At 72.2% G+C, this 17461-nt stretch carries 16 protein-coding genes; 9 read left to right on the plus strand and 7 right to left on the minus strand.

Going from position 1 to position 17461, the window contains the following annotated elements; all coding sequences use genetic code 11:
• The first annotated feature begins 69 nt into the window (after nt 1–69).
• Nucleotides 70–978 (plus strand): 5'-3' exonuclease, encoded by a 909-nt coding sequence (locus tag D581_RS0122730; protein WP_018959497.1) that lies wholly within the window; start codon nt 70–72, stop codon nt 976–978.
• A gap of 52 nt (nt 979–1030) precedes the next feature.
• Complete coding sequence (locus D581_RS0122735; RefSeq protein ID WP_018959498.1) at nt 1031–1882, plus strand: siderophore-interacting protein; 852 nt, start codon at nt 1031–1033, stop codon at nt 1880–1882.
• A gap of 208 nt (nt 1883–2090) precedes the next feature.
• On the opposite strand, the gene D581_RS0122740 is transcribed toward D581_RS0122735, so the two are convergent.
• Complete coding sequence (locus D581_RS0122740) at nt 2091–2795, minus strand: MerR family transcriptional regulator (RefSeq protein ID WP_018959499.1); 705 nt, start codon at nt 2793–2795, stop codon at nt 2091–2093.
• 208 nt (nt 2796–3003) lie between these two features.
• On the opposite strand from D581_RS0122740, the gene D581_RS0122745 reads away from it, so the two are divergent.
• The 5 genes from D581_RS0122745 (at nt 3004) to D581_RS0122765 (ending at nt 7223) form a co-directional block, all read left to right on the plus strand.
• On the plus strand, nt 3004–3921 hold the full coding sequence (locus D581_RS0122745) for a hypothetical protein (RefSeq protein WP_486585873.1): 918 nt from the start codon (nt 3004–3006) through the stop codon (nt 3919–3921).
• The gene (locus tag D581_RS0122750; protein ID WP_018959501.1) at nt 3918–4355 is read left to right on the plus strand and encodes an ABA4-like family protein; all 438 of its coding nucleotides are present in this window, start codon (nt 3918–3920) and stop codon (nt 4353–4355) included. Before D581_RS0122745 ends, D581_RS0122750 begins: the two co-directional genes overlap by 4 nt.
• Before the next feature lie 113 nt (nt 4356–4468).
• On the plus strand, nt 4469–5053 hold the full coding sequence (locus D581_RS0122755) for a sigma-70 family RNA polymerase sigma factor (protein WP_018959502.1): 585 nt from the start codon (nt 4469–4471) through the stop codon (nt 5051–5053).
• On the plus strand, nt 5050–5805 hold the full coding sequence (locus D581_RS0122760) for an anti-sigma factor (RefSeq protein ID WP_018959503.1): 756 nt from the start codon (nt 5050–5052) through the stop codon (nt 5803–5805). The genes D581_RS0122755 and D581_RS0122760 overlap by 4 nt, the downstream gene beginning before the upstream one ends.
• Before the next feature lie 50 nt (nt 5806–5855).
• On the plus strand, nt 5856–7223 hold the full coding sequence (locus tag D581_RS0122765; protein ID WP_018959504.1) for a cryptochrome/photolyase family protein: 1368 nt from the start codon (nt 5856–5858) through the stop codon (nt 7221–7223).
• 72 nt (nt 7224–7295) lie between these two features.
• On the opposite strand, the gene D581_RS0122770 is transcribed toward D581_RS0122765, so the two are convergent.
• The 5 genes from D581_RS0122770 to D581_RS0122790 are packed head-to-tail and all read right to left on the minus strand — an operon-like array spanning nt 7296 to nt 12781.
• Complete coding sequence (locus D581_RS0122770; RefSeq protein WP_018959505.1) at nt 7296–8099, minus strand: DUF1295 domain-containing protein; 804 nt, start codon at nt 8097–8099, stop codon at nt 7296–7298.
• The gene (locus tag D581_RS0122775) at nt 8096–9448 is read right to left on the minus strand and encodes an SAM-dependent methyltransferase (protein WP_018959506.1); all 1353 of its coding nucleotides are present in this window, start codon (nt 9446–9448) and stop codon (nt 8096–8098) included. Before D581_RS0122775 ends, D581_RS0122770 begins: the two co-directional genes overlap by 4 nt.
• A complete protein-coding gene (locus tag D581_RS0122780; protein WP_018959507.1) occupies nt 9445–10710 on the minus strand; it encodes a class I SAM-dependent methyltransferase in 1266 nt (421 codons plus the stop codon). The genes D581_RS0122775 and D581_RS0122780 overlap by 4 nt, the downstream gene beginning before the upstream one ends.
• Nucleotides 10707–11429 (minus strand): DUF1365 domain-containing protein, encoded by a 723-nt coding sequence (locus D581_RS0122785; RefSeq protein ID WP_026290802.1) that lies wholly within the window; start codon nt 11427–11429, stop codon nt 10707–10709. Before D581_RS0122785 ends, D581_RS0122780 begins: the two co-directional genes overlap by 4 nt.
• A complete protein-coding gene (locus D581_RS0122790) occupies nt 11426–12781 on the minus strand; it encodes an FAD-dependent oxidoreductase (RefSeq protein ID WP_026290803.1) in 1356 nt (451 codons plus the stop codon). Before D581_RS0122790 ends, D581_RS0122785 begins: the two co-directional genes overlap by 4 nt.
• Before the next feature lie 304 nt (nt 12782–13085).
• Here D581_RS0122790 and D581_RS0122795 point away from each other — a divergent pair, with 304 nt between their 5' ends.
• Nucleotides 13086–13733: a fasciclin domain-containing protein gene (locus D581_RS0122795; RefSeq protein ID WP_018959510.1), complete on the plus strand. Its 648-nt coding sequence runs from the start codon at nt 13086–13088 to the stop codon at nt 13731–13733.
• Nucleotides 13734–13982: 249 nt separating this feature from the next.
• A complete protein-coding gene (locus D581_RS0122800) occupies nt 13983–14420 on the plus strand; it encodes an SPW repeat protein (RefSeq protein WP_026290804.1) in 438 nt (145 codons plus the stop codon).
• A gap of 196 nt (nt 14421–14616) precedes the next feature.
• Here the strand turns inward: D581_RS0122800 and D581_RS0122805 are convergent, their stop codons facing one another.
• Nucleotides 14617–17457, minus strand: a complete 2841-nt coding sequence (locus D581_RS0122805; protein WP_026290805.1) for a DEAD/DEAH box helicase — start codon at nt 17455–17457, stop codon at nt 14617–14619.
• Between the last annotated feature and the right edge of the window lie 4 nt (nt 17458–17461).

Here is a 17461-nt window from a genome sequence, read left to right on the forward strand (position 1 = left end):
ACAGTAAGCGGTTACCCGGAGCGACTGTCGGTGCGGTGGGGCATCATCGGGTCTGTGACGCGACGCCTGATGCTCCTCGACACCGCCTCCCTCTACTTCCGCGCCTACTTCGGCGTACCCGACTCGGTGCGCGCGCCGGACGGTACGCCGGTGAACGCCGTGCGCGGCCTCCTCGACTTCATCGGCCGCCTGGTGCAGGACCACCGGCCGGACGATCTGGTCGCCTGCTGGGACAACGACTGGCGGCCGCAGTGGCGGGTCGACCTGATCCCGACGTACAAGGCGCACCGGGTCGCCGAGGAGACGCCCGCCGGGCAGACGGACGAGGAGGAGATCCCCGACACGCTGTCCCCGCAGGTCCCGATCATCGAGGACGTGCTGGCGGCGCTCGGGATCGCCCGGGTCGGCGTCACGCCGTACGAGGCGGACGACGTCATCGGCACCCTCGCGGGGCGGGCGACCGGGCCGGTGGACATCGTCACCGGCGACCGCGATCTGTATCAGCTGGTCGACGACGCCCGCCAGGTGCGCGTGCTCTACCCGCTCAAGGGCGTCGGCACCCTTCAGGTGACCGACGAGGCCTGGCTCCGCGAGAAGTACGGCGTGGACGGCGCGGGCTACGTCGACCTGGCGCTGCTCCGCGGCGACCCGAGCGACGGGCTCCCGGGCGTCCCCGGCATCGGCGAGAAGACGGCGGCGAAGCTGCTGGACGCGTACGGCGATCTCGCCGGGATCATGGCGGCGGTGGACGATCCGAAGGCGAAGCTGACGCCCTCGCAGCGCAAGCGGCTGGACGAGTCGCGCGCCTATGTGGCCGTCGCGCCGAAGGTGGTCCGGGTGGCCGGGGACGTCCCCCTGCCCGACTTCGACCCGGCGCTGCCCCGCGAGCCGCGCGACCCCGCCGCCCTGGAGGCGCTGGCGGAGCAGTGGGGGCTGGGCGGAGCGCTTCAGCGGCTCCTCACCACCCTTCAGCACTGAGGTGTTAACTTAGGCATACCTAAGCTCAAGTTTTCGAATCAGGGAGTACCTCGTGGCAGAGCGGCCGGCGCGGCAGGGACCCAAGGCTCAGGGGGCGCAGGTCGTGCGCACCGAGCAGATCACCCCGCACATGGTGCGGGTGGTCCTCGGCGGCGAAGGGCTCGCGGACTTCGCCCTCTCCGGCTTCACCGACCACTACATCAAGCTGTGCTTCGCGCCCGAGGGCGCGGACTACGCGCACCCGTTCGACATGGCCGCGATCCGGGAGCGGTACCCACGCGAGCTGTGGCCCACCACCCGTACGTACACGGTGCGCTCGTGGGACCCGGCCGCCCGGGAGATGGCCGTCGACTTCGTCGTGCACGGCGACGCGGGACTCGCGGGACCGTGGGCGCAGCGGGCCCGGGTGGGTGAGCAGGTGACCTTCCTCGGCCCCGGCGGCGGTTACGGTCCCGAGGCGTCGGCGGACTGGCACCTGCTGGTCGGCGACGAGAGCGCGCTGCCGGCGATCGCGGCGGCGCTGGAGCAGATGCCGTCGGGTGCGCTGGTACACGCCTTCGTCGAGGTGTCGGACGCCTCCGAGGAGCAGAAGATCGTGACGCCCGACGGGGTGGCCGTGACCTGGCTGCACCGTGGCGACCGGCCCGTCGGCGAGCTGCTGACCGCCGCCGTGAAGGGGCTGGACTTCCCGGAGGGCGAGATCCAGGCCTTCGTGCACGGGGAGGCGGGCTTCGTGAAGGAGATCCGGCGGTATCTGCGCGTGGAGCGGCAGATCCCCCTGGCGCGGCTGTCGATCTCGGGTTACTGGCGTCTCGGCCAGAACGACGACGCCTGGCGCGCCGTCAAGCGCGAGTGGAACGAGCAGGTGGAGCGCGAGCAGGAGAGCGGCACGACCGCTCCGTAGCACCCGCCCCGACGCCGGCCGCCCCCTGGGTCATCTGCCGGGCCCGCGCCGGGCGGCCCTGCCGAACGGACCACCGGGCCCTGTCCGCCGTATCTGCGGCGGACAGGGCCCGCACTTCGGGGGTGGCCCGACGCGTGGCGGCCGCGCCGGGGCCGCCCACGCACACCGCAACGCACCCGCCGGGCCGCACACCGGGCCCGCACCGGGGTCAGCCCGCAGGGCCCGGCTCCGCACCGCCGCCCCCGGCCCCGCCGCCCCACTCCCCGCCCGCGCCCTCTTCCGTGGCGCGGGAGTCCTCCCGATCGACCGGCCCCGAGAGGTTCTGCGGGGACTCGAAGCGCCGGTAGGACACATCGATGTGCGCCAGCCTCCGCAGCGCGCCGAACATCGCCTCGCCGAGGACGGTGCCCACGACGACGCTCTCGACCAGGTCCTCGCGGGCCACCCGCCGCTGTACGTAGTCGAGGTCGGCGCGGGCGAGCGGCTCGGCGGCATCCGCGTAGACGTCCAGCAGGGCGATGTATCCGCCGTGCCCAGCCCTGCGCAGCGCGGCCAGCACCCCCGCCAAGGACTCGGCGGCGGAACCCCGCTCGTCGGCATGCCAGCCGCGCCGCAACAGCAGCCCGGCCACCTCCTCCCGCGCCTCCTCCAGCTCCGGCCCCGCGCCCTCCCCACCTGCCGGGGTGACGCCGTCCGCCGCGATGCCGAGGACCTTGTGCACCGGCTGTTCGGGGTCGTCCATGACCGCCAGGACCTCACCGATGCCGGCGAGCGAGAGGCCGCCCACATCCAGGAGCGCCCGGATCAGGCGCAGCCTGCGCTCGTGCCCGGGGCCGTAGTGGGCCTGATTCGGGCTGGTCAACTCCCCTGCGGGCAGCAGCCCTTCCCGTAGGTAGTACTTGATCGTCGGCACCGGGACCCCGGACCTGCGACTCAATTCACCGATGCGCACCGTGTGTTCGCCCTTTCACCCTTGCCAGAAACCGCCCTCATCATAGACAGTCCCTCTATCGGATAGCAGACAGCGCGACTATCCAATACTCACCGCATCAACACACAGGGGGTCCCTCATGTCGTCATGGCGTTCCTGGCATCGTCCATTAGTCGTCTTCTCCGCCGCGATGGCCGTCATGGCCCTCGTTTCCGCCGTGGGCCTCGTGGTCGACGACCGGGTCCTGGTGGGGGCGCCGATCTGGGCGAAGCCGTTCAAGTTCGCCGTGTCCTTCGCCGCGTACGGCCTGACCCTGGCCTGGATGCTGGCCCATCTCACCCGGGGGCGGCGGGCCGGCCGGTGGGCGGGGCACGTCGTCGCCCTGACGAGTCTGACCGAGATGGTGCTGATCACGGTGCAGGTCGTCCGGGGCCGACGCAGCCACTTCAATTTCGCGACCACGTTCGACGCGGTGCTGTGGGACGCGATGGGGGTGACCATCGTCGTCCTGTGGGCGGCCACCCTGGTGATCGCCGTCCTGCTGCTGCGCACCCGCCTCGCCGACCGGGCGACGGCCCTGGCCGTCCGGGGCGGGCTGCTGATCGCCCTGGCCGGTGCGGCCCTCGGTTTCCTGATGCCGCTGCCGAGCGAGAGCCAGCGGGCGGCGGGGAACCTCGACACCGCCGACATCGTCGGCGCGCACTCCGTGGGCGTACCGGACGGCGGCCCTGCCATGCCGCTGACCGGCTGGTCGACGACCGGCGGAGATCTGCGGGCCCCGCACTTCGTGGGCATGCACGCCCTCCAACTGCTGCCGCTCCTCGTGATCGTCCTGGTGCTCCTCGCACCCCGCTTCGCCCCGCTGCGCGACGCCGGGGTGCGGCTGCGTCTCGTGCGGGTCGCCGTGACCGGCTACGCGGCGCTCGTCGCGCTCATCACCTGGCAGGCGCTCCGGGGGCAGCCGCTGATCCACCCGGACGGTGCCACGCTGGCCGCCGCCGGAGCCGTCCTCGCGGCGGTGGCGTGCGCAACGTGGAGCGCGCTGCGCACGGCCGCCCCGGACCACCCCTCCTCCAACACCGCCGACGACAGGGAGCCCGTGGCATGACCGGCGCACTGTTCGAGATCACGTTCTATCTGGCCGCCCCGTTCTGGCTGCTGATGATCTTCGCCCCCACCTGGTCCGGCACCGCGCGCGTCGCCGCCTCGCCGCTGACCGTGCTGCCCGTGCTCGCCGTCTACGTCGTCATGGCCGTGCCGGTGTTCCCGGAGCTCTGGACGGCGGTGAGCAGCCCGGACCTCGACGCGTTCCGTGATCTGACGGCGCTGGCCGGCGGCGCGGGGACCATCTGGGCACAGGTGCTCGCCTGGGACCTGCTGCTCGGTCAGTGGATGTACCTCCAGAGCCGGAAGCTGGGGCTGTCGCCCCTGCTGATGGGGCCGCTTCTGGTCCTGACGATCCTGCTGTCGCCGTTCGGGCTGGCGATCTTCCTCGCCGTCCGCGCCGTCCGCCTGCGACGGCGCGAAACGCCCACCGGCTGAGTCACGTCCTCCCGGGGCCCGGTCTGCGAAGATCGCGGGCATCCGACCAATCCGTACGGCCGTCGGCTCCGAATCACTGCCGGAAGCGACGATCGTCCCGGGAGGAAACCCGCGTGAAGGAAGCCGTACACATCAGTGGGGTGCCCTCGCCCGGCCCCGACCTCCAGGAACTCCTGGTGCGGGTCGCGCGGGGCGACCAGGACGCGTTCGCCTCGGTGTACGACGCGGTGAGCGGGCCCGTGCTCGGCCTGGTGCGCAGCGTGCTCCGCGATCCGGCCCAGTCGGAGGAGGTGGCGCAGGAGGTGCTGGTGGAGGTGTGGCGCACCGCGCCCCGTTTCCGGGCCTCCCGGGGCAGCGCGATGAACTGGGTGCTGACCGTGGCCCACCACCGGGCAGTCGACCGGGTCCGCTCGGCGGAGGCCGCCGCCGCCCGGGAGCACAAGGCGGCGCTGCTGGACCGGACGCCCGCCTTCGACGAGGTGTCCGAGCAGGTCGAGACCCGGTTGGAGAGGGAACAGGTACGGCGCTGTATGCGCACCCTGTCCGAGCTGCAACGGGAGTCGGTGACCCTGGCCTACTACCGGGGCCTGACCTACCGTGAGGTCTCCGAGCTGCTCGCCGTGCCGCTGGGCACCATCAAGACACGACTCCGCGACGGCCTCATCCGCCTGCGCGACTGCCTGGGGGTGAGCGCATGAGTACGGCCGAACTGCACACGCTGACCGGTGCCTATGCCCTGCACGCGCTGCCGGACTCCGAACGGCAGGCGTTCGAGCGGCACCTGGAGGACTGCGAGGCCTGCACCCAGGAGGTGCGGGAGCTGTCGGCCACCGCCGCCCGGCTCGGCCTCGCCGTCGCCGAGACCCCGCCGCGCGAGCTGCGCGACCGCGTGCTGCGGGAGATCACGACCGTACGCCAGGAGGCTCCGGCGCCCGGCAGACGGGCACGGACCGGCGGGGGCGGACGCACCGCCGGCCGGTGGTACTCCTACGCGCTCGCCGCCTGCGTCGCCGCGGCCGCCGCGTTCGGCGGGGTCGCGGTCTGGCAGAACCAGGTGGCGCAGGACGCGCGGCAGGAGGCGAACCAGGCGCAGCGGCAGAACGAGCAGCTGGCCCAGGTGCTCTCGGCCCCGGACGCGAAGACCACGTCGAGTGAGCTGACGGGCGGCGCGCACGGCACCGTCGTCGTCTCGCGGAGCCAGAACCGTGCCGTGTTCCTGGCCTCGGGGATGGACCGGCCGCCGAGCGGCAAGGTCTACCAGCTCTGGTTCAACGACGAGGGCACGATGCGCTCGGCCGGCCTGATGGACCCGAAGGCGAGCGACGACGCGGTCCTGCTGGACGGGCCGGTGGACCGGGCGTCCGGGATGGGCATCACGGTCGAGCCCGCCGGAGGCTCCGACGAACCGACGTCGTCCCCGGTGGCGTTGATGAACTTCCCGACGGCCTGACCGCTCACCTGCCCACTCACCCACGAACCATGCAAGGGAGCGTTTGTTCCATGAGTGTCGCGGTGGTGCTGTTCACCTCCGATCTGCGGCTGCACGACAACCCGGTGCTGCGTGCCGCCCTGCGGGACGCGGACGAGGTCGTCCCGCTGTTCGTCCGGGACGACGCCGTCCACCGCGCCGGGTTCGACGCGCCCAACCGGCTGGCCTTCCTCGCCGACTGCCTGGCCGCCCTGGACGCCGGACTCCGCCACCGGGGCGGCCGGCTGGTCGTCCGCCGGGGCGAGGTGGCCGAGGCGGTGAGGCGGGTGGCCGAGGAGACCGGGGCGGCCGCCGTGCACGTCGCCGCCGGGGTCAGCCGGTACGCGACGCGGCGCGAGCAACGGATCCGGGAGGCCCTGGCGGGCACCGGCGGCGAGCTGCGCGTCCACGACGCGGTGGTCACCGCGCTCGCGCCGGGCCGGGTGGTCCCGACGGGCGGCAAGGACCACTTCGCGGTGTTCACCCCGTACTTCCGCCGTTGGGAGGCGGAGGGAGTACGGGGCACACTGACCGCTCCCCGCACGGTGCGGGTGCCGGACGGTGTGGCGAGCGACCCGCTCCCGGACCGGGACACCGTCGAGAACCTCTCCCCCGGCCTCGCCCGGGGCGGCGAGGAGGCGGGCCGCAAGCTGGTGACAGCCTGGCTGAACGGGCCGATGGCCGACTACGCGGACGGCCACGACGACCTGGCCGGCGACGCGACGTCCCGGCTCTCCCCGCATCTGCACTTCGGTACGGTCTCCGCCGCCGAACTGGTCCACCGTGCCCGGGAGAAGGGCGGGCCCGGCGGCGAGGCGTTCGTACGGCAACTGGCCTGGCGCGACTTCCACCACCAGGTCCTCGCGGACCGGCCGGACGCCTCCTGGTCCGACTACCGGCCGCGCCACGACCGCTGGCGCTCCGACGAGGACGAGATCGACGCCTGGAAGTCCGGGCGTACGGGCTATCCGCTGGTGGACGCGGCGATGCGGCAGCTCGCGCACGAGGGCTGGATGCACAACCGGGGCCGGATGCTGGCCGCGAGTTTCCTCACCAAGACGCTGTACGTGGACTGGCGGGTGGGCGCCCGGCACTTCCTGGACCTGCTGGTCGACGGCGACCTGGCGAACAACCAGCTCAACTGGCAGTGGGTGGCGGGCACCGGCACGGACACCCGGCCCAACCGCGTGCTCAACCCGGTGATCCAGGGCAAGCGCTTCGATCCGCGCGGCGCCTACGTACGGCGCTGGGTGCCGGAGCTGGCGGAGCTGGAGGGGGCCGCGATCCACGAGCCCTGGAAGCTTCAGGGCCTGGACATTGCGGGCCTGGACTACCCGGACCCGGTGGTGGACCTGGCCGAGGCCCGGGCCCGCTTCGAACGCGCCCGGGGCCTGGACTGACCGGACGACGGCACGACGCACGAGGAGGGCCCCGTTCCGCAGGCCCGCGGAACGGGGCCCTCCTCGATGTGCTCAGGCCCGGCGCGGCGGCCGGGGGAAGAAGCCGCTCGTCCGCGCCACGTAGGCGTCGAACCCGGGCCGGTCGGCCATATGACGCTCCAGCAGGGCCGCGCCGCTGCCCTTGGTCAGCAGGAAGCTCATCACCAGCGGGGCGACGACGGTGACGGCAGCGGCGGCGGGGGCCTGGCAGACGAAGAGGAAGAGGCCCCACCAGACGCAGAAGTCGCCGAAGTAGTTCGGGTGGCGGGTCCAGGACCACAGCCCCCGGTCCATGATCTTCCCCCTGTTGGCGGGGTCGGCCTTGAACCGGGCGAGCTGCGCGTCGCCGATCGCCTCGAAGGCCAGACCGACCGCCCACAGGAGCGCCCCCGACCAGGCCCACCAGGCGAGCGGCGCGGTGAGGTACTGCGCGGCCTGCACCGGGAGCGAGACCAGCCAGACCAGCGCCCCCTGGAGGAGATACACCTTGCGCAGGGCGTAGAGATTCGGGTTGCCGGGAGCCTTGGCCAGCATCTTCTCGTAGCGCGGATCCTCTCCGTGGCCCCGTCCGCGCCGGCCGATGTGGACGGCGAGGCGCAGCCCCCAGACCACGGTCAGCGCCGTGACCAGGAGCCGGCGGCCGTCGTCGCCGTCGCCCGCCGACAGGCCGTAGGAGACCAGGGCGACGACGGCGAACCCGATGCCCCAGGCGACGTCGACGATCCGGTGCACGCCCTTCTTCAGGGCGACGGCGAAGGTGACGAGCATGACGCCGAGCGCGGCGATGGCCGCGCCCGCGAGCCCGCTCGCGAACGCGGACCAGCCGAAGCCGCTCACGGGCTCACCTCCGGGGCACCCGGCGCGTACCAGTCGCGCCGGGTGGGCGGCATCGCGGCGGAGCCGACCGGGTCGGGCCGTACGGAGAGGATCTGGTCGACGCCCATCCGGCGTTCCTCGAACGCGAGCGCGCCGCCGACGAGGTAGAGCCGCCACACCCGCGCGGTCTCCTCCCCCACCAGCGCGACGAACTGTGCCCAGCGCTCCTCCAGGGTGCGCCGCCAGGCCTCCACCGTCCACACGTAGTGCTCGCGCAGCGATTCGACGTCACGCACCTCAAGACCGGCGCCCTCCAGCAGGGCGACGGTCTCACCGAGCGGCCGCATGTGCATGTCCGGGGCGATGTACGACTCGATGAACGCGCCGCCGCCCGGCGCGGTCGTCCCCCGGGACATCTGCTGGACCAGGGCCCGGCCCTTCGGCCGCAGCACGTCGTGCAGGATCGCGGTGAACGCCGGGTACTCGGCGTCCCCGACGTGCTCGCCCATCTCGATCGTGGACACGGCGTCGTACGCGCCCCGGGTCTCCGGCCGCCCCGCGATGTCCCGGTAGTCGATGTTCAGCACCTCGACGAGCTCGCCGAGGCCACGTGCGGTGACCTGCTCCCGTACGTACGCGGCCTGTTCGGCGGCGAGGGTGACGGCGGTGACGCGGACACCGTGGCGCTCCGCCGCGTACAGGGTCAGCGAACCCCAGCCGCAGCCGATGTCCAGCAGCCGGGCGCCGGGGCGCAGTCCGAGCTTGCGGCAGATCAGCTCCAGCTTGTCACGCTGCGCGTCGGCCGGGCCGTAGCCGGGCGCCTCGCTGGTCCAGTAGCCGCAGGAGTACGCCATCGTCTCGTCGAGGAGCAGCGTGTAGAAGGCGTTGGACAGGTCGTAGTGGTGGCTGATCGCCGCCCGGTCCCGGGCCTTGCTGTGCAGGGCCCCGCGCAGTCCGGCGCGGGCGGCGGGCACCGGTGGCCGGGGGCCGACCGCGCCGAGCCGCAGGGCGAGGCCCGCCGCCCTGAGCCGGTCGGCGAGGGCGGGCGCGGGCGCGGTCAGGCCGCGGTCGCGCGCGGCGCGGCGCATGGCGCGCAGCCCTTCGCCGAGATCGGTGTCGAGGTCGATGTCGCCGGTGATGTAGGCCTCGGCGAGGCCGAGTTCGCCCGGCTCCCACAGCAGGCGGCGCAGCGCTCTGCGGGTCCGCACATGGACGGTGGGGGCGTCCCTGGGCCCGGTCTCGCTGCCGTCCCACATCCGTACCCGGACCGGCGGCGGGCCGCCGAGGAACCGCTCGATCAGCGGTTCGACGCGCTGGGCGGCCCCGGTCGGGGTTCGCCGGGCGGGGGGTTGGGGTGCGGTGGTGGTCACGCGGTCTCCTCGCGGGTCAGAAGCAGCTGCTGCACATCGAGATAGCCGGAGCGGAAGCCCGCTTCGGAGTAGGCGAGGTAGAAGGTCCACATCCGGCGGAAGACGGCGTCGAAGCCGAGGGCGTCGACCTCGGCCGCCCGCCCGGTGAACCTCTCCCGCCACAGCCGGAGCGTCTCGGCGTAGTGCGCGCCGAAGCGGATGCGCTGCGTGGTGCGCAGGCGGGTGTGGCCGGTGGTGATCCGCTCCACGGCCTCGGTGGAGGGCAGCAGTCCGCCGGGGAAGATGTACTTGTGGATCCAGGTGTACGTGGAGCGGCTGGCGCGCAGCCGGTCATCGGGCATCGTGATGGCCTGGAGGGCGACCCGCCCGCCGGGGGCGAGCAGCCGGTCCAGGGTCTGGAAGTAGACCGGCCAGAACTCCTCGCCGACCGCCTCGACCATCTCGACGCTGACGATCGCGTCGTAGTCGCCGGTGACGTGGCGGTAGTCGCTCAGCCGCACCTCGACGCGGTCCTCGTACCCGGCCTCGCGGATCCGGGCGCGGGCCAGTTCGCGCTGTTCGGCGGAGAGGGTGACGGTGACGACCCGGGCGCCGCGGGCCGCCGCGCGAATGGCCAGTTCGCCCCAGCCGGTGCCGATCTCCAGGAGGCGGGTGCCCTCGGTGACCCCGGCGGCGTCCAGCAGCCGGTCGATCTTGCGGTGCTGGGCGGCGGGCAGCAGGTCGTGTTCGGCGGGGAAGCCGCGGAAGACGGCGGAGGAGTAGGAGAGCGTCTCGTCGAGGAAGAGGGCGAACAGCTCGTTGGACAGGTCGTAGTGGTGGCTGATGTTGTCCCGGGAGCCTTCGGGGGTGTTCAGCTGCGCGGCGGGCCTGCGCAGCGCCCAGACGCCGCGCAGGCGTTGCAGCGGCCGGGGGACGAGGTCGGCGGCGTGGTCGGCCAGCACGGTCAGCACGCCGACCAGGTCGGGCGCGTCCCACTCCCCCGCCATGTAGGACTCGCCGAAGCCGATGAGTCCGCTCGCGCCGATCCGCCGGAAGAAGGCGTCGGGGTCGCGGATGTCCATGAGCGGCCCGCCGAGGCCTATGGCGTCCCGGCCCGCGAGGCGGGCGCGCAGAGGAAGGCGGCCGAGCGCGTGGCGGACGATGCGCTCGGCGAGGGCGGTCCGGGCGCGGGAGGCCCGGGGCTGCTCGACGATGTCGGGCCAGCGTTGCGGGTCGGTCCCGGGGGTGTGCTCTGCCGGCGGCGCGGAGGTGGGCGCGGTCACTGCATGCCTTCCTGTGGGCGGTGCGGGGGACGGGGCTGCACGGGGAGCCCGCGCAGATAGAGCCGGATGCCGTGCAGGCGGATCGCGGCGGAGACGAGGACGGTGGAGAGGGGGTGGCGCAGGGCGAGCCGCACCAGCTCCCGGGGGGCGGCGGGCCGACGCCGGCCCCGGACGGTCGCGGTGAACGGGCGGGCTCCGTCGCGCTCCAGGTGGATGCTCAGGTCGAGCCGGGGCCCGGGCTCGGGCAGCCGCATCCGGTAGCCGCCGTCCACGGGGAAGAACGGCGAGACGTAGAACTCCTTGTCGGCCACGGCCCGGTCATGCTTGTCGGGGCGCAGGAGGTAGCCGTGGCGTCCGCCGTACGTGTTGTGCACCTCGGCGACGACGCAGAGGGGGCTCCCGTCGGCCCGGTGGCACCAGTAGACGGTGATCGGGTTGAAGACGTGGCCGAACACCCGGGCCTGGGTGAGCATGGTGACGGTGCCCTCGCCCAGCTCCACGCCCCGCGCCCGCAGGAAGCGCTCCAGCCCGGCCCGGATGGTGGGGGCGGTGCCGCCGAAGTGGTCGCGGGGGTCGAACCGGGCCAGCGGTCGCAGGAGGCGGGGCAGCCGGGGCGGCCGGTCGAGGTCGATGAGCCACAGATACGTACGGTGCCGGAACGCGTACCTCGTCGGCCGGTTCCGTACGTGCGTGATCGTGCACGGATAGAGGGCGTTCACCACCTCACCCCCAGGGCCTCCGCGGCCTCGACCCCCGAACGGCAGCCGTCCTCGTGGAACCCCCAGCCGTGGTACGCCCCCGCGTAGGCGGTGACGGGACCGGAGAGGGCGGGCAGGCGGTCCTGCGCGGCGACGGACTCGGGTGTGTAGACGGGGTGCTCGTAGACCATGCGGGCGCGTACGGAGGCGGGGTCGACGCGGTCGGAGCCGTTCAGCGTGACGACGAAGGTCTCGGGCGCGTCGAGCCGCTGAAGCCGGTTCATGTCGTAGCTGACGGTGACGCGGTCGGCGTCGGCGGCGCACGAGGGCATCAGGTAGTTCCAGGAAGCCCTGGCCCCCCGGGCGCGCGGCAGCAGCGTGGTGTCCGTGTGCAGCAGCGTCGGGTTGCGGGAGTAGTGGAACGCGCCGAGCGTGTCGCGCTCGGCGTCGGTGGAGTCGGTGAGCAGCCGCAGCGCCTGGTCGGGGTGGGTGGCGATGACGACGGAGTCGTACGGGGTTCTCGTGCCGTCCTCCGTGGTGATCTCGACGCCGTCCGCGTGCCGGGTGATGGCGCGTACCGGGGTCGAGCTGTGCACGGCGGTGAGCTGCTTGACGAGGAGGTCGACGTAGGCGCGCGAGCCGCCGGTGACGGTGCGCCAGACCGGGGAGCCGCCGACGGCGAGCATGCCGTGGTGGGCGAGGAAGCGGAAGAGGTAGCGGGCCGGGTAGCGCAGGGCGGTGACCGGGTCGCAGGACCAGACGGCGGAGACCATGGGCGTGAGGAAGTGGGCGTGGAAGTAGGGCGAGAAGCGCCCGCGCCGGGCGAACTCCGCCAGCGTCATCCCGCCCGTCCTGCCCGTCTCGCCCGTCCTGCCCGTCTCGCCCGTCTCGCCCGTCTCGCTCGTCCCACCCGTCCCGCCCGCCCCGCCCGTCCCGCTCTCCGGCAGTTCCAGGAGGGCCCGGGCCGCGCGGTGGAAGCGCGGCACCTCGGCGAGCATCCGCAGGTAGGGGCCGCGCACGGCGGAGCGCGGCTGCGCGAAGAGCCCGGCCGGGCCGCGCGCCCCGGCGTATTCGAGGCCGCATCCCTCGCACCGTACGGACATCGACATCTCGGACTCCTGGGTGGCGACGCCCAGTTCGTCGAAGAGCCGCAGCAGACGGGGATAGGTCCGCCGGTTGTGCACGATGAACCCGGAGTCGACACGGTGCACCCGGCCGTCGGACGCGATCAGGTCATGCGTGTGGGCGTGGCCTCCGACGCGGTCCTCCGCCTCGTACAGCGTCACCTCGTGGGCGTTCCGGAGAACGTGGGCGGCGGTCAGTCCCGCCACTCCGGATCCGACCACCGCCGTCCGCCGTCGTTCCCCTGCCATTCCGGCTCCCTCCGGTCCTTCCACACAGGTCGGAGCGCTGCTGGAGCGCTCCTCACCCGGCATTCGTGGCCGGTGGCCGGATGGATTGGTCGGCCGACGGATCTACTCCGAACGGGTGAATGAGGGTCCCGGACCAATCCGCTGGCCGACCGGCGTCGAACCCCTTGTGTGAGAGCAGATTCGGAACGACGCGCGATCGGCCGGGGCACTTCCGCCCCGCCGGTCCCGCAGGCCGCATGCCCCACGCCCCCTTTTCTTTTCTCTTTCTCTCTTCGCACCAGACCTTCGATCCAGGAGAAACGCCATGAACACGCTCCTCTTCCGCCGCGCAGCCGTCGCCGTCTCCGCAGCGGCCGTGCTGCCGCTCGCCCTGACCGCCTGCTCGTCGGACGACTCCTCCAAGGACTCGGCGGCAGGTTCGACCCCCAGCTCGTCCGCGCCGGCGAGCCCCTCGGCCGATGACTCGGCGACCATGGACGAGCCGTTCGGCCCGGCCTGTTCGTCGGTGCCGACGGAAGGCGCGGGCTCGTTCGACGGCATGGCGAAGGACCCGGTCGCCACGGCCGCCTCGAACAACGAGGAGCTGTCGACGCTGGTGGCCGCCGTCAAGCAGGCAGGCCTGGTCGACACGCTCAACAACGCGGAGAACATCACGGTGTTCGCCCCGACCAACGACGCCTTCGCCAAGATCCCGAAGGCCGACCTGGACGCACTGCTGGCGAACAAGGCCGAGCTCACCAAGGTCCTCACCTACCACGTGGTGGGCGAGAAGCTGACGCCCCAGCAGCTGGAGAAGGGCTCCTTCGACACGCTGGAGAAGAGCAAGCTGACCACGGCCGGCTCGGGCGTCGAGTACACCGTGAACGACGCATCGAAGGTCGTCTGCGGCAACGTCCCGACCGCCAATGCCACGGTCTACATCGTCGACTCGGTCCTGATGCCCCCGAAGTAGCCCCCACTGATCCCCCACGGACGAGGGGCGGGGAGCCGCGGTACGCCGCGTCTCCCCGCCCCTCGTCGTGCGCGGGCGCTGCCTACCGTCGGATCGCGGCGCTGACCTCGGAGCACCTGAGAATCCCCACCGATAAAATCGCCCGAAAAGTACACATAAGTGCCAGATAAGAGCACTATGGGGATGAGGGTGCCTGCCACATCGATCCGCGCGGCGGCGGGGCCCGCGAGACGAAGGAGACGAAATCTCATGAGCAACGTCTCACACGCGAGGAGTGACATATCGGGCCACCCCGATGCCTCCGAAATGCGTGCGCGGTACGACCGGGTGATGGGTGGTCGCGATGTGGCGCTGGTGGACGCGCCGGTGTTCCTCGTCGGCCTCTACTGCGCCGTTTCCCCGTGGGTGCTCCACTTCACGGCCAGCCAGCCGGCCCTGGTCACGCACAACCTGGTGATGGGCATCGCCATCGCGGTACTGGCTCTCGGCTTCACGGCGATGCCGGAGCGCATGTACGGCCTGAGCTGGGCGATCTGCGCCATGGGCGCGTGGATCATCGTGTCGAGCTGGGTGGTGGGCAGCAGCCCGGACGCCGGAATCGTGGTCAACAACATCATCGTCGGCGGCCTGACCGTACTGCTGGGCATGGTCTGCGCGGGAGCAGCGGCCAAAACCCGCAAGACCTGACCCCGAAGCACCCAGACGGCCCCGCTCCTCGTCGAGCCCACTCCAGCCCCTCCGGCGCTTGAGGAGCGGGGTCCGGGGCAGAGCCCCGGTTCCGGGAAGAGTGGGGTCTCCCCTGCTCGAACGAAGTTGAGAGCTCGGGGATGGGTAGGGGAACAAGCCCGCCGCAGGCGCACCCGCACGACCCACCCCACGGCCGTCAGCCGACAGAGCTGTACGCCACGACCCCCCGCAACACCGCATCCACCGCCTTACGCGCGTTCTTCGCCACGGAACTCGCCCCCTCTCCCGCATCGCGAGGAGCCGCCGCGGCCACCTGCCCCAGCACATCGATCACCTGCTTGCACCACCGTACGAAGTCCCCCGCCGGCATCTCCGCCTCGCGCAGCACCTCGTCCAGCGTCCGGCCGGAGGCCCACATGTAGACCGCCCAGGCGAAGCCGAGATCGGGTTCACGCTGCCCGACCCCTTCCGTCTGGTTGATCTTGAAGTCCTCCTCCAGGGCGTCCAGCCGCCCCCAGATCCGCACCATCTCACCCATGGCGAGCTTGGCGGGACCGGACGGCAGCTTCGGCGCGACGGCGTCGTCGGCCTGCCGCGCCTCGTACACCAGCGCCGATACGCAAGCCGCCAGTTCAGCGGGGTTGAGCCCCTCCCAGACGCCCTCCCGAAGGCACTCGCTGGCGAGCAGATCCAGCTCCCCGTACAGCCGGGCCAGCCGCCGCCCGTTCGCGGTGACCTCGTTGCCCCGGAGGTAGTCCAGCTCGGTGAGGAGCGCGACGATCCGGTCGAAGGTCCGGGCGATCGTGTTCGTCCGCCCCTCGATCCGCTTCTCCAGCTGCCGGGTGTCCCGCTGCAGTCGGTGGTAGCGCTCGGCCCACCGCGCGTGGTCCTCCCGCTCGTCGCACCCGTGGCACGGGTGGGCGCGCAGCTCGGTCCGCAGCCGCGCGATCTCGCGGTCGTCGGCGGCCGGCGCCCGCCCCTTGCGGTGCCGGTCGGGCACGACGTGCCCGGCCTTCGTCCGCAGCGCGGAGGCCAGATCACGCCGGGACTGCGGCGAGCGCGGGTTGAACGACTTCGGGACGCGCATCCGGTCCAGCGCCTCCACCGGCACCGGGAAGTCCATCGAGGCCAGCCGCTTGACCTGGCGCTCGGCGGTCAGCACCAGCGGACGCGGTCCGTCGTGGTGGTCGAACCCGCGGTGCCCGTTGGCCCGCCCGGCGGGGAGCCCCGGGTCCAGCACGAGGGCGAGCCCCGCGAACTTCCCCGTCGGCACATGGATGACGTCCCCGGCCTTCAGCTTCTCCAGCGAGGAGGCCGCCGCCGCCCGACGTTGCGCCGCGCCCTGCTTGGCCAGCTCCGTCTCACGGTCCTTGAGGTCGCGCCGCAGGCGCGCGTACTCCTCGAAGTCACCGAGGTGGCAGGTCATGCCCTCCTGGTAGCCCTCCAGGCCCTCCTCGTTGCGCTGGACCTGACGCGAGATCCCCACGACGGACTTGTCCGCCTGGAACTGGGCGAACGAGGTCTCCAGCAGCTCCCGCGAGCGGTGCCGCCCGAACTGCTGCACCAGGTTGACCGCCATGTTGTACGAGGGGCGGAAGCTGGAGCGCAGGGGGTACGTACGGGTGCCCGCGAGGCCGGCCAGCGCCGTCGGGTCCATGCCACGCTGCCACAGGACCACCGCGTGGCCCTCGACGTCGATGCCGCGGCGTCCGGCCCGGCCGGTGAGCTGGGTGTACTCGCCGGGGGTGATGTCGGCGTGCTGCTCACCGTTCCACTTGACGAGCTTCTCCAGCACCACGGAGCGCGCGGGCATGTTGATGCCGAGCGCCAGCGTCTCGGTGGCGAAGACGGCCTTCACCAGACCGCGGACGAACAGTTCCTCGACGACTTCCTTGAACGTCGGCAGCATGCCCGCGTGGTGTGCGGCGATGCCCCGCTCCAGGCCTTCGAGCCACTCGTAGTAACCCAGGACGTGCAGGTCCTCGCCGGGGATGGACGCGGTCCGCTCCTCGACGATCTCCCGGACCAGCCGGCGCTTGTCCTCGTCGTTGAGCCGCAGACCAGCGTACAAACACTGCTGGACGGCGGCCTCGCAGCCGGCCCGGCTGAAGATGAAGGTGATGGCGGGGAGCAGGCCCTCGTTGTCCAGCCGGTCGATGACCTCGGGCCGGCCGGGCGTCCAGATCCGGCCGCGCTGACGCCTCTCGCGCTCACGGTCGGCCTCGCGCACCATCTTGCCCCGGCGGCGGTCACGGGGGTTGTAGACGTTCTGGCTCTCCTGCCGGGCGAGACGGACCAGGTCGGGGTTGACCTCACGCCGTCCGGCGCCCCGGCCTCCGTGATCGGTCGCCTCCTCGAAGAGGTCGTACATCTTGCGTCCGGCCATCACGTGCTGCCAGAGCGGCACAGGACGGTGCTCGGAGACGATGACCTCGGTGTCGCCGCGCACGGTGTCCAGCCAGTCGCCGAACTCCTCCGCGTTGGAGACGGTCGCCGACAGGGAGACCAGCGTCACCGACTCGGGGAGGTGAATGATCACTTCCTCCCACACCGCGCCCCGGAAGCGGTCGGAGAGGTAGTGCACCTCGTCCATGACCACATAGCCGAGGCCGGACAGCGACTGGGAGCCCGCGTACAGCATGTTCCGCAGGACCTCGGTGGTCATCACGACCACCGGCGCCTCGGAGTTGACGCTGTTGTCACCGGTCAGCAGACCGACCTTGTCGGCGCCGTAGCGCTTGACCAGATCGGCGAACTTCTGGTTGGAGAGCGCCTTGATCGGTGTGGTGTAGAAGCACTTGCGGCCCTGCTCCAACGCCAGGTGCACGGCGAACTCGCCGACGATCGTCTTGCCCGACCCGGTGGGGGCCGCGACCAGCACCCCCTTGCCCGCCTCCAGGGCCTGGCAGGCCTCGATCTGGAACGGGTCCAGACCGAACTCGTACATCTCGCGGAAGGGCCCGAGGGCCGTCGCCATCTCGGCCGCACGGACCTGAGACGCCTGGTATCGCTCAGCTGGTGAGAGGTCCTCTGTCATCTTG

The organism is Streptomyces sp. CNB091, from assembly GCF_000377965.1.